This is a genomic window from Sulfitobacter sp. PS-8MA (assembly GCF_040933935.1).
GTDB lineage: Bacteria > Pseudomonadota > Alphaproteobacteria > Rhodobacterales > Rhodobacteraceae > Sulfitobacter.
In genome coordinates, this window is the sequence record NZ_JBFQYJ010000007.1 from 716,208 (window position 1) to 729,219 (window position 13,012).

Genomic DNA, 13,012 nt, shown 5'->3' on the forward strand with positions numbered 1-13,012 from the left:
TGTCTCGCATGAACTCTGTCAGACCAAATAGACGTGACGTCACATTGGGACTGACTGCCGGGTTTGCGGCTTTTGCGACGTCGCTGCCGGCCATGGCTCTCGACGACCGCGTTGTCGCCTATGCCAAAGAGTTCGCGCCGGTATCCGATATGCCGCTGATGATGCTCTTGCCTGAAGGATCGCAGGCCAATCTGGCGCCTGTTGTTGCCGCGTTTTCAGCGCAAACGGGGATAGAGATCGTGATGGAAGAGGTCCATGTGGACCAGATAAATACGGAAGTGATGCTCGACAGTATGATGGGCACGGCGAGATATGACATTGCCCTTCCAGCGACCTTTGGGCTTCCAGACTTGGCAGATGCCGGGGCGATCCAACCCCTTGATAATTATGCCTCAAAATATAAAGCGCGGGGTGTTCATGGGGATGTTCTATATAAAGTAGGCGACCAGTTCGATGGCCAGACCTATGGCTTTCAGACGGACGGCGATGCCTATGTTATGTTCTATCACCGCGAAATGCTTGAAGACCCTGAGTTCAAGGCGCGGTATGAGGACCGGTTCGGGATCCCCTTGTCACCCCCTGAGACTTGGGCGGAACTGGACCGACAGATTGCCTTTTTCCACGACCCGGATGCCGGCAGATACGGCGGGCTTTTGTTTCGAACGCCTGGCTATCTTGCTTGGGAATGGTGGGTGCGTTTTCATGCGAAAGGGCATTGGCCGTTTAGTCCTGACATGACCCCACAAATTGCAGGCGCGGCGGGGGTGGCGGCGCTCGAAGAAATGATCGCTGTGACCAGATATTTGGCGCCCGAAGTGGGCACATTGGGTCTATTTGGAAATTGGGCGCGCTATGCAAGGGGCGATGTCTATTGCAACATTGGTTGGGGCGGCACGCAGAAATATTTGAACAGCCCACAATCGGCCATGCGCGGGCGTATTGAACACGGGCCGACCCCGGGGGGGCTGGTCCGGGGGGAACTCTTGAGAACGCCCTATTTCAACTGGGGCTGGAGCTTCGTCGTCAGTGCTACGTCTACCAGACCTGAATTGGCCTATCTGTTCTCCCTCTTCGCCACCAGCCCGCACATGTCGACCTTGGCTGTACGCCAGTCTGACGGTTTCTTCGATCCCTACCGGCCTGAACATTATGACGATATCGGCGTGCGCGACGCCTATTCCGCCCCCTTCCTCAAGGTGCAGCGTGCGGCGCTCGAAGGGGCCATCCCTGACCTTTATCTCAAGGGTCAATCGGACTATTTCCAAGCGCTTGGCGAGGGGTTGGACCGAGCCTTGCAGGGGCAAGTGAGCCCGGAAGTGGCTCTGGCGCGGGTTGCGCAGAAATGGGAGCTGATCACGAGCCGCGCGGGGCGTCGCGCTCAGATTAAACGGTGGCGTCAACTGCGTGCGAAATATCCACCGGGGGCTCAGCGATTATTGCGCGACCTTGCTTGAATGGCCTCATCGTTTAACGCCAAGTCAACTTTGAGGGTCTAATTAGGAGGAAACCAGACCGAAAGAGCCTATGCCACAACAGCCTTTAGATCACGCGGTACAGTTTGAAGCGCAGTGTCAAACCACGACAAATGAGGAGGAGTTTATCTACCTCGTCAGCCATGATCTGCGCAGTTCGGTCCGGGCATTGCTGGAATTGCCTCATTGGATTGCCGAGGATCTTGAAGAAGCGGGTTTTAGACTCGAAGGGCCGGTCGCGGAATCTATCGCTTTGATGCAGCGCCACACGCGACGGTTGGACCGTATGTTGATCGATCTATTGACCTATTCCCGGATCGGAAGGATGCAAACGGTTTCACACGTCGGTCTGGGCAAGGCGCTGGATCAGGTGCTTGAGATGTTGTCTTTGCCGCGCGGGTTCACCCTTGATCGACGGCTGGACTGCCCCAGCATCGTGATGGGTGACCGTGACCTTCAAACCCTGCTGTTTGCGCTGATCGACAATGCCGTCAAGCACCATGACCGCGATGAAGGTCGAATTACTTTTTCCAGCCAAAGGCGCGAGGGTGCGGTAATCCTTGCGGTAGAGGATGACGGCCCGGGCATCGCGCCCGAGTTTCACACCCGCGTCTTCCAGCCCCTGACCACCCTCCGACCCCGCGATGATGTCGAGGGGTCCGGTCTGGGCCTCGCCAATGTGGCTAGAACCGCTGGGCATTATGGGGGCGGGGTTCGGCTTCTCCCCATGCCGCAGGGGCGCGGCACTTGTGTTGAGGTGCAGTTCTATCGCGGCAGAGTCTTTAAAGATGAATGAAGCGAGGGCCCCCCGAGGTGGCGCCGAAATTTTACAGGATACAGAGGTAAGGTAATGCAGCCCCAAAATCCGCTTGGTATTGAAGTGTCGTCGCCGCGCAGAATTCAGGCACTTTTACTTGATGACAGCAGTTTTGATCGGCAGCGCATTCGCCGGCTCGGGGCGCGGATCGCCGACTTGGCGCTGGCACTGGACGAAGTTGGCCCCTTGGCTGAACTTGAAACTGCGTCGGCGCGCCGAGCCTATGATGTGATTTTTGTCGACTATTGCTTGGCGGAAGGCACCGGGGTGCAGGCTCTGGAACGGATATCAAACATCGCAAGACATCATGGCGCCGGGCGGATCATGATCACCGGGAGGGAGGATATCGGGGCGGCTGTTGAAGCGATGCGCAAGGGTTGTCACGATTTCCTGTCGAAAAATGCCATGAGTGCGGAAATTCTGCGCGATGCAATCCTAAATGTGATATCTTTGGCGCGCCGCAGCGCGCAGGCGCAGCAACAGATGGCAATGCAGCGCGAAATCGTTCGCGACTGTATGGTCGCGTTGAAGGACGCCGAAGTGCGCGACAGCATCGGTGCGATTAACCAGAGGGAACTGACCCATTTCACGAAAGCGCAGCCGTTGCAGCGCACAACGGAAATCGATGGCATGATCGCGGCGTTGGCAGATGCAGATGAGTTTATTTTCGCCGCAAGCCCGCATTAACCCCCAGGACCCTCATCCGGGCTTGGCGCAACGCGGCGTGATGGCTAAGCCCTTTGCTATGAGGATATTCTTTTTGACCACGGTAGCCATGGCTGCTTTTGCCGCAAACTCGATCCTGACCCGCATGGCGGTGGAACCGGGGCATATCGATCCCGCGGGGTTCGCCCTTCTGCGGGTCGCGGCGGGGGCGGCGGTGCTGGCGAGCTTGGTGGCTTTGCGTGGGGAAAGGTTGCCGCTGTTCCGGCGCGAGCGGATCGCCGGCGCGCTCAGCCTTGCGCTTTATATGATCGGCTTCAGTCTGGCCTATCTCACCCTTGACGCGGGGCTGGGCGCCTTGATCTTGTTTGGCGTGGTGCAGATGGCGATGTTTGGGCATGGTGCCTTGGCCGGAACGCCCCCGACAGGGCGGCAGATGACCGGGGCTCTGGTCGCGTTTAGCGGGCTTATGCTCGTGCTCCGGCCCGCAGAGGGCGGCGGCACCGATTTGGCGGGGGCCGGTCTGATGGGGCTCGCCGGGCTTGGCTGGGCCGCCTATACGATTATCGGCCGGGATGCGGGAAATCCATTGGCGGTGACGGCGGCGAACTTCTTGCTTTGCCTCCCCGTGATGCTGATATTGCCGCTGCTGTCGGGCGCGACATTCAGTGCGACAGGTGTCATGCTCGCCGCGCTTTCGGGCGGCGTCACCTCCGGCCTCGGCTATGCTTTGTGGTACGGTGTTCTAAAACACATCGACGGCGGCACCGCCGCGGTGGCGCAGCTGAGCGTGCCGATTATCGCCATTTTGGGCGGCGTTTTAATGCTGGGGGAGCCGGTGAGCGGAACGCTGCTTCTGGCCACTGGACTGGTGCTGGGCGGTATCTTCTGGGCGCTTAGCGCAAGATCGGTTCCAGCGGATCATAGGTAAGCGCCCCAGTCGCGCCGAAGGCCACAGCGCCGAGACTGTCGGGCTTATGAGGCACCTCTGCGAGTTCGGCCTGTGTGACCCAAAGATGGCGGGTAACGACCGCTTCGCTGTCCTTCCATTCGGGATCGACCACAGAGGCACCGCGCACTGTGCAGTGAAAGTAGATGTCGACCTGATGAAACGTGCCGCCGGGGTCGTGAAACTCATTCACCAGACAGGGGGCGCCGACGTTGATCCGCAGGCCGGTTTCCTCAAAAACCTCGCGAATCAGATTGTCAGGCAGTGAGGCGCCCGCCTCAACACCGCCGCCGGGGGCGCACATTAGGCCCAAGTGATTGTCGGGATAGGCGTTCACCAGCAGCAGCCGGTTCTCGTGTATGATCACAGCGCGGGCGGCCAAACGGGGGCAGGGACGGGGCATCGGCAGACTTTCGTCATGGGTCATCGCAAGACCATTTCACACCGCGCGCAATCAGTCTATCTGATGCGTATGATGCCTCGTGTTGCTCTCCTTCTTGCCACCGCCTTCATGGCTCTGCCCCAGATCTCTGCGGCAGGTGACCCGCCGCGCTGCGTTGTGCTGTTGCATGGGCTGGCGCGAACTGAGACCTCATTCGCGGTCATGGAAGCCGCGCTCTCTGCCGAAGGCTACCGCGTGGTGCGGCCCGGCTATCCCTCCACCAAAGCTGCGATTGCCGATCTTGTCACCCGCACCATGCCCGATGCGGTCGCGGCCTGTGGCACGGCGCGGATTGATTTCGTGACCCATTCGATGGGCGGTATTCTGCTGCGCAAATGGGTGGCCGAGGTGGGCGCCGAGAGGGTGGGCCGTGTGGTCATGCTGGGGCCGCCGAACCACGGCAGCGAGGTGGTGGATGAATTGGTCGAGAACCCGGCCTTCACTTGGCTTAACGGTCCAGCCGGGGCCGAGATCGGCACCGATGCGGAAGCCGTGCCGAACCAGTTGCCGCCCGTGACGTTTGAACTGGGCGTAATTGCCGGGTCGCAGTCGCTGAACCCCTATTTTTCCAGCCTGTTGCCGGGGCCGGATGACGGCAAGGTGTCGGTCGCATCGACCCGCGTGGCCGGGATGAAGGATCATATCGTGCTGCCGGTGACCCATACGTTTATGATGAACAACCCCCGGGTGATCGCGCAGACCATGGCTTTTTTGGAGACCGGCGCTTTTGACGGCTCGATGACGTGGTTTGAGGGGGTGCTTGAAGCGATCGGCTGTCCCGAAGGGGGCTGTTTGCCAAAGTTGGGGGACGACGATGCCAAACCTTGATCTGGTCGGGGCCGAGGTATTGCACCCTGATGGGCTGAGCCGCGCGCCGCTGTCGTTTGCCGAAGGGCGCATCACCGACAGCTCTGTCGGGCGCGCGGTTGATCTGTCGGGATTTCAGGTGCTGCCGGGGATCGTTGATCTGCATGGCGACGGCTTTGAGCGGCACCTTGCGCCCCGGCGGGGGGCGATGAAACAACTGTCCGAAGGGCTGGTCGCGGCAGAGGCAGAACTGGCGGCCAATGGGATCACCACCGCGGTTCTGGCGCAATTCGTAAGTTGGGAAGGCGGGCTGCGGGGGCTGGAGTTCGCGGATCAGGTCTTTACCGGCATTCGCGACACGGCGCCGCAGCTCGTCACAGACCTGCGCCCGCAATTGCGCTTCGAGACCCATATGCTGGACCTTTATGAGGACCTCCCGAAACGGATGGACGCATGGAAGGTGGGCTATGTGGTCTTTAACGATCATCTGCCGCATGATCGGCTGGCACAGGGCAAAACGCCAAAGCGGTTGGTGGGGCAGGCGTTAAAGGCGGGGCGCAGTCCGGAAAGTCATCTGGCGCAGATGCAAGCGATGCACGCGCGGCGCGCAGAGGTTCCGGCGGCATTGGACGCGCTTTGTGCCACGCTCTCGGCCCGCAGCGTTCGGATGGGCAGCCATGACGATCAAACCGCAGAGGGCCGTGCCGAATGGCGCGCGCGGCATGTGACCTTGGCGGAGTTTCCCGAAACGCATGAGGCGGCAGAGGCGGCCCATGCGGCAGGAGATAGCGTCATCATGGGCGCGCCCAATGTGGTGCGCGGCGGGTCGCACAATGGCAATCTTTCGGCCTTGGACCTGATCAGCATGGGGCTGTGTCATGCGCTGGCGTCGGATTACCACTACCCGTCCCCGCGCCGCGCCGCATTGATGTTGGCGCAGAGCGGGGTGCTGGATTTGGCGGGCGCTTGGGCGCTGGTGTCCGCGGGCCCGGCCGAGGTGCTGGGGCTCGCGGATCGCGGCACGCTCGCAACGGGCAAGCGGGCTGACATTGTGGTGCTTGAGAAAGCCACGGGGCGCGTTGCGGCGACATTCGCGGCGGGGCGGGTCAGCTATATGTCAGGGGCGATCGCCGAGCGTTTCGCCACCTGAGCCTTAATCCCGTAGGATGCGGTTGACATGGCCCATCTTGCGGCCGGCTTTGACCTCGACCTTGCCATAAAGATGGATCGCCGTATCGCGCGCGCGGGCGAGATCCGGCACCTGGTCCATGTCGTCGCCAATGAGATTGGTCATAACCACATCGGCATAGCGCTGCCCATCGCCAAGCGGCCACCCGGCCACGGCGCGGATATGCTGCTCAAACTGGTCGATGGCGCAGCCGTTCTGGGTCCAATGGCCGGAGTTATGCACCCGCGGCGCGATCTCATTCACGATCAGCCCCTGCGGTGTGACGAAAAGCTCGACCCCCATGACACCGACATAATCAAGCGCATTCAGCACCCGACCGGCCAGCAAGACCGCGTCGGTGCGCTGCCCATTGCTGATCTTTGCGGGCACGGCGGTGGTATGCAGGATGCCGTCACGGTGGACATTCTCGCCGGGGTCGAAACAGGCGACTTCGCCGGTGGAGGAGCGGGCCGCGATGACGGAGATCTCGGCGGTGAAATCCACGAACCCTTCGAGAACCGAGGGCGCGCCGTTCATTTCGGCCCATGCGGCGTCGAGGTCATCTGCCCCCTTCAAACGCGCTTGGCCCTTGCCGTCATATCCGAACCGGCGGGTTTTGAGGATCGCAGGCGTGCCGATCTGCGCGACGGCCGCCTTCAGGCTCGCGGCGTCGGTCACATCGGCGAAAGGCGCCACCTGCAGGCCGAGATCGCTGAGAAAGGTTTTTTCCGTCAGGCGATCCTGGGAGATGCGCAGGGCTTCGCGGCCCGGGCGGATCGGGGTGATCGCCTCGACCACATCGAGCGCTTCGGTCGGGATGTTTTCGAACTCGAAAGTGACGATGTCACAGGCGCGGGCGAAAGCCTCCAGCGCCCTGGGGTCGTCATAACCTGCGGTGGTCACCGCATGGGCCACGTCGGCAGCGGGCGGGTTGGCGCCCGGCTCAAAGATATGGCTGCGAAAGCCCAGGCGCGCGGCCGCGACCGACAGCATACGGCCCAATTGCCCGCCGCCCAGAATGCCGATGGTGGCGCCGGTTTGCAGCGGCTCAGTCATGCGGCACCTCGGGGATCGAGGCGCTGAGCGCGTCGCGCCAGTCGTCCAGCCGTTTGGCGAGCTCCGGGTCTTGCAGGGCAAGGATGCCTGCCGCCATCAGGGCCGCATTGGCCGCCCCCGCCGCGCCGATGGCCATGGTTGCCACCGGATAACCGCGCGGCATTTGCAGGATGGAATAGAGCGAATCCACGCCCGAAAGCGCCTTGGTCTGGACCGGCACGCCAATCACCGGCAGCCGGGTTTTGGACGCCATCATCCCGGGCAGATGCGCGGCCCCGCCAGCGCCTGCGATGATGACCTGCAAGCCCCGTTCCGCAGCGGTTTTGCCATAGTCCCACAGCCGGTCCGGGGTGCGATGGGCCGAGACGATGCGGGGTTCAAACGCGATGTTCAACTCGTCCAGCAGGGTCGCTGCTTCGCGCATGGTGGCCCAGTCAGACTGGGACCCCATGATGATGCCAACCGGGGGCGTGGTCATGTCGCTGGGCCTTCTCTTGGTGTATCAAAGCGCGCACTATACTCATCATCGACCATGTGGCAACGGCGATTGCCCGTGGCCGAGGGGGATATTGGCTCAGGCGATAATGTCGGGGGTCAAACGGTCTTCGATCTGGGCGATCAAATCCTTGAGGCGCAGCTTGCGTTTCTTGAGCCGTTGCAGCGTCAGCTGGTCGCCGGTTCCCTTGTCGGAGAGGGCTTGAATGGCATCATCAAGGTCGCGATGTTCTCGTCTAAAGACTTCAAGCTCCACACGCAGCACTTCGTCCGTTTTCATCGACAGATCAGTAGGGGCATTCATGGGCAGGTGATTCCGTTAGGGCTGCTGAACCCTGAATATAAGCGGTTGAGATCATTTGGCATAGCCCTTGCGCCGCCCCCCAAGCCCCCCCATATTCATAGCAACGGGTCGCCAAACGCGGGGCCCGTAAGAAACACTGTCGCTTGACCTGATAAGGACGTGTCGCATGACGAAACTAACGCTTGCCTCTTACCCGCATATGCTTGGGTTTGAACAATTGGAACGGGTGCTTGAACGCAGCGCAAAGGCCGGAAACGAAGGTTATCCGCCGTTCAACATCGAACAAACATCGGATTACAGCTACCGAATAACGCTCGCCGTTGCAGGTTTTTCGGAACAGGATCTGTCCATAACCGTTGAGGATAGACAGCTCGTGATCCGTGGGCGTCAGTCTGACGATGGCGAAGACCGGGTGTTCTTGCACCGTGGAATCGCCGCGCGACAGTTTCAGCGCTCGTTCGTTCTGGCCGATGGGGTCGATGTGGGCGAAGCCGTGATGGAGAATGGTCTGCTGCATGTCGACCTGACCCGCGCCAAGCCCGAAACGGTGGTTCAAACCATCAAGATCAAGAAGGGGTAATATCATGCAAAACGCAATCACCCACGGAAATGACCGTATGGTCTATGTCAAGACCATCGCTGTTACCGACCTCCCGCGGGAGGTGCGCGATCAGGCGGAAGGGCTGGAACTGCTCTATGCCGTTCACGACGCGGAAGGGCAGCAGTTGGCGCTGGTGGGCGACCGCAAGCTTGCTTTCGCACTGGCCCGTGAGCACGACTATAAACCGGTTCTGGTGCATTGACGCGCCAGACGACGTAGGTAACCTAAGCTTTATGCAAGGCCGCAGTCCGCTGCGGCCTTTTTGGTGGGAGCAGGGCCGTGACATATAAATTCGATTGGGTCGATGCATTTACGGATCAACTGTTTGGCGGCAATGGCTGCGCCGTGGTCCATGATGGTGCTGAACTGCCGGATGAAAGCTGTCTGGCCTATGTGCGCGAGACTTCCCTGGTGGAATGCACCTTTACCGGCCCGTCTCAGGTGGCGGACATCAAGGTGAAATACTATCTCGCCAGCCGCGAGATCCCCTTTGCAGGTCACCCCACCATCGCCACCGTTGCGGCCCTGCGCCACCGCGGCTTGGTGGGTGAGGGCGCGCTGCGGCTTGAGACCGGGGCCGGCATCGTCGAGGTTGAGGTGGCGGGCGAGCAGATCGCCATGACGCAGATCGCGCCCGAGTTCGGTCAAAAGGTCCCGGCCGAGGTTGTGGCAGCGGTCGGGGGGATTTCACCGGATGCCATTCTCGGCGCACCGCAGATCGTGTCCACCGGGCTGCCCTTTTGCATCACCGTCCTGAAAGACCGCGCCATGCTTGACGCGCTGCAGCTCGATATGGGCGCGCTTGAGACCTATAATCGCCTGCTGGGGCAGCCCGGCACGGATATGATGGAGCCCTTTTGGGTCACGCTCGATGGCGCGACGGCGGCGGGTGACACCTATGCGCGTCTGCTGCTTGCCCCGCCCAGCCCGCCCGAAGATCCCTTTACCGGATCGGCGACCGGGGCGATGGCGGCCTATCTTTGGGCCAACGGGCTGATCAACGGGCCGCAGTTCACCGCCGAGCAGGGGCACGGCATGGGGCGCCCCGGCCGCGCCGAGGTAGAGGTACTCGGGGCCCGTGAGGCGATCACCGGCGTGCGCGTGGCCGGGCAGGGGCGTGTCGTGATGTCGGGTGATGTCTTTATGCCAGGGGCGGTTTAGGCGAAGGCGGCGCGGAAGGCTCATGAAAGAGCGCTGAAACGCAAAACGCAGCCCCGGGGGGCTGCGCCTACGGTTGATCTCAACTGGCGGAGATTAGCCCGCAATCAGACCCATGTTTTCCAGCTTCAAGAGCACCTGATGCGCACAGTTGTCGACATCGACATTCTCTGTGTCCAGCACCAGTTCGGCGTTCTGCGGCACATCGTAGGGGTCAGAGATGCCGGTGAACTCTTTGATCTTACCCTCGCGCGCCAGCTTGTAGAGACCTTTGCGGTCACGGCGTTCGCATTCCTCGATGGAGGTGGCGACATGAACCTCCACGAAGGCACCGAAGTTTTCCACATCCTCACGCACAGCGCGGCGGGTGGTGGCATAGGGCGCGATGGGGGCGCAGATGGCGATGCCGCCGTTCTTGGTGATCTCGCTCGCGACATAGCCGATGCGGCGGATGTTCAGGTCGCGGTGCTCTTTCGAGAAGCCCAATTCGGAGGAGAGGTTCTTGCGCACGATGTCGCCGTCCAGAAGCGTGACCGGGCGGCCGCCCATCTCCATTAGCTTGACCATCAACGCATTGGCGATGGTGGATTTGCCCGAGCCGGAGAAGCCGGTGAAGAAAACGGTGAACCCCTGTTTGGAACGCGGCGGCGAGGTGCGGCGCAACTCCTTGACCACCTCGGGGAAGGAGAACCACTCGGGGATCTCAAGCCCCTCGCGCAGGCGGCGGCGCAGTTCGGTGCCCGAGATGTTGAGGATGGTGACGTTATCCTTATCCTCGATCTCGTCATTGGGCTCATACTGGGCGCGCTCCTGCACATAGACCATATGTTTGAAGTCGACCATTTCGATGCCCATTTCCTCCTGATGCGCGCGGAAGAGTTCCTGCGCGTCATAGGGGCCGTAGAAATCTTCACCGGCGGAGTTCTTGCCCGGCCCGGCGTGGTCGCGGCCGACGATGAAATGGGTGCAGCCGTGGTTCTTGCGGATCAGCCCGTGCCAGACCGCTTCACGCGGGCCGGCCATGCGCATGGCGAGGTTCAGCAGGCTCATCGACGTGGTGGCTGCGGGGTATTTGTCGAGCACCGCCTCATAGCAGCGCACCCGGGTGAAGTGATCGACATCGCCAGGTTTGGTCAGGCCCACGACCGGGTGAATGAGCAGGTTGGCCTGGGCTTCGCGGGCGGCGCGGAAGGTCAGTTCCTGATGCGCGCGGTGCAGCGGGTTGCGGGTCTGGAAAGCCACAACGCGGCGCCAGCCCAGCTTGCGGAAATAGGCGCGCAGCTCGTTCGGCGTGTCGCGGCGGCCGCGGAAATCGTAATGCACGGGCTGCTGGATGCCGGTCACCGGCCCGCCGAGGTAAATCTTGCCCGCCTGATTGTGCAGATAGTTCACCGCCGGGTGCGCGTCATCATCGGCGCCGAAGACCTTTTCGGCTTCGCGTGCCTTGTTCGGGGTCCAGCGGTCGGTGACCGTCATAGTGGCGAGGATCACGCCTTCCTGATCGCGCAGGGCGATGTCCTGACCCAGTTCCAGCTTCTCGGCGAAGTCTTCGCTGACATCGAGGTTGATCGGCATCGGCCAGAGGGAGCCATCCGCCAGCCGCATGTTCTCGACCACGCCGTCGTAGTCTTCCTCGGTCAGGAACCCTTTGAGCGGGTTGAAACCGCCGTTCATCAACAGTTCCAGATCACAGATCTGGCGGGGGGTAAGGTCGAGGCTGACGAGGTTGCCGGCTTCTACTTTCAGCTTCTGCGCGGAGTCGTAGGAGACATAGAGTTCGGAAATCGGGGCGAGGTTGTTTTGCATCATATCTATCACTTTTGGCAACGAGTAGGGTCAGGTCTCGGTAAAGCCGCCTTAGCGTCGGACGGGTAAGAAAGTCTATAGTATCGTGGTGCAGCAGGCGAAGAAGGGCAGGAATCCCCTCGATGCTCGATCTTTCGTAAAAACGTGAGGATGGGGAAGGCGCCAGAAGAATTCTGTCCGCCTTCCCGAGCGATGTTTTAAACGCTTTCCTTAACCTCGGCCCCGTAGCCCAGCGGGAGGGAGGTATCTTTGCCCTCGTCATCGCCAACCTCTGCAAGAAACCGCTCGGCCTCCAGCGCGGCCATACAGCCCATTCCCGCAGAGGTGACGGCTTGGCGGTACTTGTGGTCGGTCAAATCGCCTGCTGCAAAAACACCCGGCACGGAGGTTTCGGTGCTGTCGGGCTTGGTGACGACATAGCCGCCCATATGTGTCTCCAGCACGTCTTTCACCAGCTCATTCGACGGCGCATGGCCGATCGCCACGAAGACGCCTTTGGCCGGAATGTCGGTGATCGCGCCGGTTTGGGTGTGTTTGACCTTCACACCCTCCACGCCGAGCGGGCTGTCGCTGCCATAGACTTCATGCAGCTCATGGAACCACAGTGGCTCGATCTTGGGGTTCTTCATCAGCCGGTCGATCAGGATCTTCTCCGCGCGCAGCTCATCGCGGCGGTGGATCAGCGTGACCTTGGAGGCGAAGTTGGTCAGGAACAGCGCCTCTTCCACAGCGGTATTGCCCCCGCCGATGACCACGATCTCCTGCCCGCGGTAAAAGAAACCGTCACAGGTGGCACAGGCCGAGACGCCGAAGCCTTTGAATTTCTCTTCTGACTCCAGCCCCAGCCATTTTGCCCGCGCGCCTGTGGCGAGGATCACCGCGTCGGCGATATAGGTGGTGCCGCTGTCGCCCTTGGCGTGAAAGGGGCGGCTGCTGAGATCCAGATCGGTGATGATGTCGCCGATGATCTCGGTGCCCATGGCCTTGGCGTGTTCCTGCATGCGGATCATCAAATCGGGGCCCTGAACCTCGCTGTCGCCGGGCCAGTTCTCGACCTCGGTGGTGGTGGTGAGCTGGCCACCCGGTTCGATCCCCTGCACGAGGATCGGGTTCAGCATCGCCCGGCTGGCATAGACGCCAGCGGTGTAGCCTGCGGGGCCGGAGCCGATGATCAGTACCTTGGTTTTACGTGTTTCGGCCATCTGGCGCCCCCGGGCTGTCGTTGATAATGCTGGTTTCATATAGCGATCACTGCGGGGCCGTTAAACCCCTGC

15 protein-coding genes are annotated in these 13,012 nt (G+C 61.3%); 9 read left to right on the plus strand and 6 right to left on the minus strand.

The genetic code is table 11. The features are described 5' to 3' along the window. Positions 1–8: 8 nt before the first annotated feature. The 4 genes from AB4M76_RS17030 (at position 9) to AB4M76_RS17045 (ending at position 3,883) form a co-directional block, all read left to right on the plus strand. Positions 9–1,454 carry an extracellular solute-binding protein gene (locus AB4M76_RS17030; RefSeq protein WP_368443179.1) on the plus strand — a complete coding sequence of 482 codons (1,446 nt, stop codon included), beginning with the start codon at positions 9–11 and terminating at the stop codon, positions 1,452–1,454. A 70-nt stretch (positions 1,455–1,524) separates the two neighbouring features. Beyond that, positions 1,525–2,268, plus strand: a complete 744-nt coding sequence (locus AB4M76_RS17035) for an ATP-binding protein (protein ID WP_368443180.1) — start codon at positions 1,525–1,527, stop codon at positions 2,266–2,268. Positions 2,269–2,322: 54 nt separating this feature from the next. Continuing rightward, entirely contained in the window at positions 2,323–2,976 is a 654-nt protein-coding gene (locus AB4M76_RS17040; protein ID WP_368443181.1) for a response regulator, read from the plus strand. Between the two features lie 58 nt (positions 2,977–3,034). Then, positions 3,035–3,883, plus strand: coding sequence for a DMT family transporter (locus AB4M76_RS17045; protein WP_368443182.1), 849 nt, complete (start codon positions 3,035–3,037; stop codon positions 3,881–3,883). Here AB4M76_RS17045 and AB4M76_RS17050 read toward each other — a convergent pair. Then, positions 3,849–4,328 carry an NUDIX domain-containing protein gene (locus tag AB4M76_RS17050; RefSeq protein ID WP_368443183.1) on the minus strand — a complete coding sequence of 160 codons (480 nt, stop codon included), beginning with the start codon at positions 4,326–4,328 and terminating at the stop codon, positions 3,849–3,851. The genes AB4M76_RS17045 and AB4M76_RS17050 overlap by 35 nt on opposite strands. A gap of 84 nt (positions 4,329–4,412) precedes the next feature. Here AB4M76_RS17050 and AB4M76_RS17055 point away from each other — a divergent pair, with 84 nt between their 5' ends. Together AB4M76_RS17055 and AB4M76_RS17060 are read left to right on the plus strand one after the other, a co-directional pair. Next, complete coding sequence (locus tag AB4M76_RS17055) at positions 4,413–5,171, plus strand: esterase/lipase family protein (RefSeq protein ID WP_368443543.1); 759 nt, start codon at positions 4,413–4,415, stop codon at positions 5,169–5,171. Beyond that, positions 5,158–6,300, plus strand: a complete 1,143-nt coding sequence (locus AB4M76_RS17060; protein ID WP_368443184.1) for an alpha-D-ribose 1-methylphosphonate 5-triphosphate diphosphatase — start codon at positions 5,158–5,160, stop codon at positions 6,298–6,300. Before AB4M76_RS17055 ends, AB4M76_RS17060 begins: the two co-directional genes overlap by 14 nt. A 3-nt stretch (positions 6,301–6,303) precedes the next feature. Here AB4M76_RS17060 and AB4M76_RS17065 read toward each other — a convergent pair whose 3' ends face one another. From AB4M76_RS17065 to AB4M76_RS17075, 3 genes are all read right to left on the minus strand, one after another. Further along, positions 6,304–7,374 (minus strand): 5-(carboxyamino)imidazole ribonucleotide synthase, encoded by a 1,071-nt coding sequence (locus AB4M76_RS17065; protein ID WP_368443185.1) that lies wholly within the window; start codon positions 7,372–7,374, stop codon positions 6,304–6,306. Then, positions 7,367–7,852 carry a 5-(carboxyamino)imidazole ribonucleotide mutase gene (purE, locus tag AB4M76_RS17070; protein WP_368443186.1) on the minus strand — a complete coding sequence of 162 codons (486 nt, stop codon included), beginning with the start codon at positions 7,850–7,852 and terminating at the stop codon, positions 7,367–7,369. Before purE ends, AB4M76_RS17065 begins: the two co-directional genes overlap by 8 nt. Before the next feature lie 96 nt (positions 7,853–7,948). Further along, entirely contained in the window at positions 7,949–8,173 is a 225-nt protein-coding gene (locus AB4M76_RS17075) for a YdcH family protein (RefSeq protein WP_368443187.1), read from the minus strand. 166 nt (positions 8,174–8,339) lie between these two features. Between AB4M76_RS17075 and AB4M76_RS17080 the strand changes: the two genes are divergently transcribed. The 3 genes from AB4M76_RS17080 to AB4M76_RS17090 all read left to right on the plus strand — a co-directional run bounded on the left by AB4M76_RS17080 (position 8,340) and on the right by AB4M76_RS17090 (position 9,935). Further along, complete coding sequence (locus tag AB4M76_RS17080) at positions 8,340–8,753, plus strand: Hsp20 family protein (RefSeq protein ID WP_067267324.1); 414 nt, start codon at positions 8,340–8,342, stop codon at positions 8,751–8,753. A 4-nt stretch (positions 8,754–8,757) separates the two neighbouring features. Beyond that, positions 8,758–8,976, plus strand: a complete 219-nt coding sequence (locus AB4M76_RS17085) for a DUF1150 family protein (RefSeq protein ID WP_368443188.1) — start codon at positions 8,758–8,760, stop codon at positions 8,974–8,976. A 77-nt stretch (positions 8,977–9,053) separates the two neighbouring features. Beyond that, positions 9,054–9,935: a PhzF family phenazine biosynthesis protein gene (locus AB4M76_RS17090; protein ID WP_368443189.1), complete on the plus strand. Its 882-nt coding sequence runs from the start codon at positions 9,054–9,056 to the stop codon at positions 9,933–9,935. 93 nt (positions 9,936–10,028) lie between these two features. Here the strand turns inward: AB4M76_RS17090 and AB4M76_RS17095 are convergent, their stop codons facing one another. Both AB4M76_RS17095 and trxB read right to left on the minus strand, forming a co-directional pair. Next, complete coding sequence (locus AB4M76_RS17095; protein WP_368443190.1) at positions 10,029–11,741, minus strand: bifunctional sulfate adenylyltransferase/adenylylsulfate kinase; 1,713 nt, start codon at positions 11,739–11,741, stop codon at positions 10,029–10,031. A 194-nt stretch (positions 11,742–11,935) separates the two neighbouring features. Then, entirely contained in the window at positions 11,936–12,940 is a 1,005-nt protein-coding gene (gene trxB, locus AB4M76_RS17100; RefSeq protein WP_368443191.1) for a thioredoxin-disulfide reductase, read from the minus strand. Positions 12,941–13,012: the final 72 nt, after the last annotated feature.

Coding starts and splice junctions, on each gene's coding strand:
- trxB (WP_368443191.1), bottom strand. CDS start 12,940: ATGGCCGAAACACGTAAAACCAAGGTACTGATCATCGGCTCCGGCCCC.
- AB4M76_RS17055 (WP_368443543.1), top strand. CDS start 4,413: ATGGCTCTGCCCCAGATCTCTGCGGCAGGTGACCCGCCGCGCTGCGTT.
- AB4M76_RS17050 (WP_368443183.1), bottom strand. CDS start 4,328: ATGACCCATGACGAAAGTCTGCCGATGCCCCGTCCCTGCCCCCGTTTG.
- AB4M76_RS17040 (WP_368443181.1), top strand. CDS start 2,323: ATGCAGCCCCAAAATCCGCTTGGTATTGAAGTGTCGTCGCCGCGCAGA.
- purE (WP_368443186.1), bottom strand. CDS start 7,852: ATGACCACGCCCCCGGTTGGCATCATCATGGGGTCCCAGTCTGACTGG.
- AB4M76_RS17060 (WP_368443184.1), top strand. CDS start 5,158: ATGCCAAACCTTGATCTGGTCGGGGCCGAGGTATTGCACCCTGATGGG.
- AB4M76_RS17080 (WP_067267324.1), top strand. CDS start 8,340: ATGACGAAACTAACGCTTGCCTCTTACCCGCATATGCTTGGGTTTGAA.
- AB4M76_RS17095 (WP_368443190.1), bottom strand. CDS start 11,741: ATGATGCAAAACAACCTCGCCCCGATTTCCGAACTCTATGTCTCCTAC.
- AB4M76_RS17065 (WP_368443185.1), bottom strand. CDS start 7,374: ATGACTGAGCCGCTGCAAACCGGCGCCACCATCGGCATTCTGGGCGGC.
- AB4M76_RS17085 (WP_368443188.1), top strand. CDS start 8,758: ATGCAAAACGCAATCACCCACGGAAATGACCGTATGGTCTATGTCAAG.
- AB4M76_RS17045 (WP_368443182.1), top strand. CDS start 3,035: ATGAGGATATTCTTTTTGACCACGGTAGCCATGGCTGCTTTTGCCGCA.
- AB4M76_RS17030 (WP_368443179.1), top strand. CDS start 9: ATGAACTCTGTCAGACCAAATAGACGTGACGTCACATTGGGACTGACT.
- AB4M76_RS17075 (WP_368443187.1), bottom strand. CDS start 8,173: ATGAATGCCCCTACTGATCTGTCGATGAAAACGGACGAAGTGCTGCGT.
- AB4M76_RS17035 (WP_368443180.1), top strand. CDS start 1,525: ATGCCACAACAGCCTTTAGATCACGCGGTACAGTTTGAAGCGCAGTGT.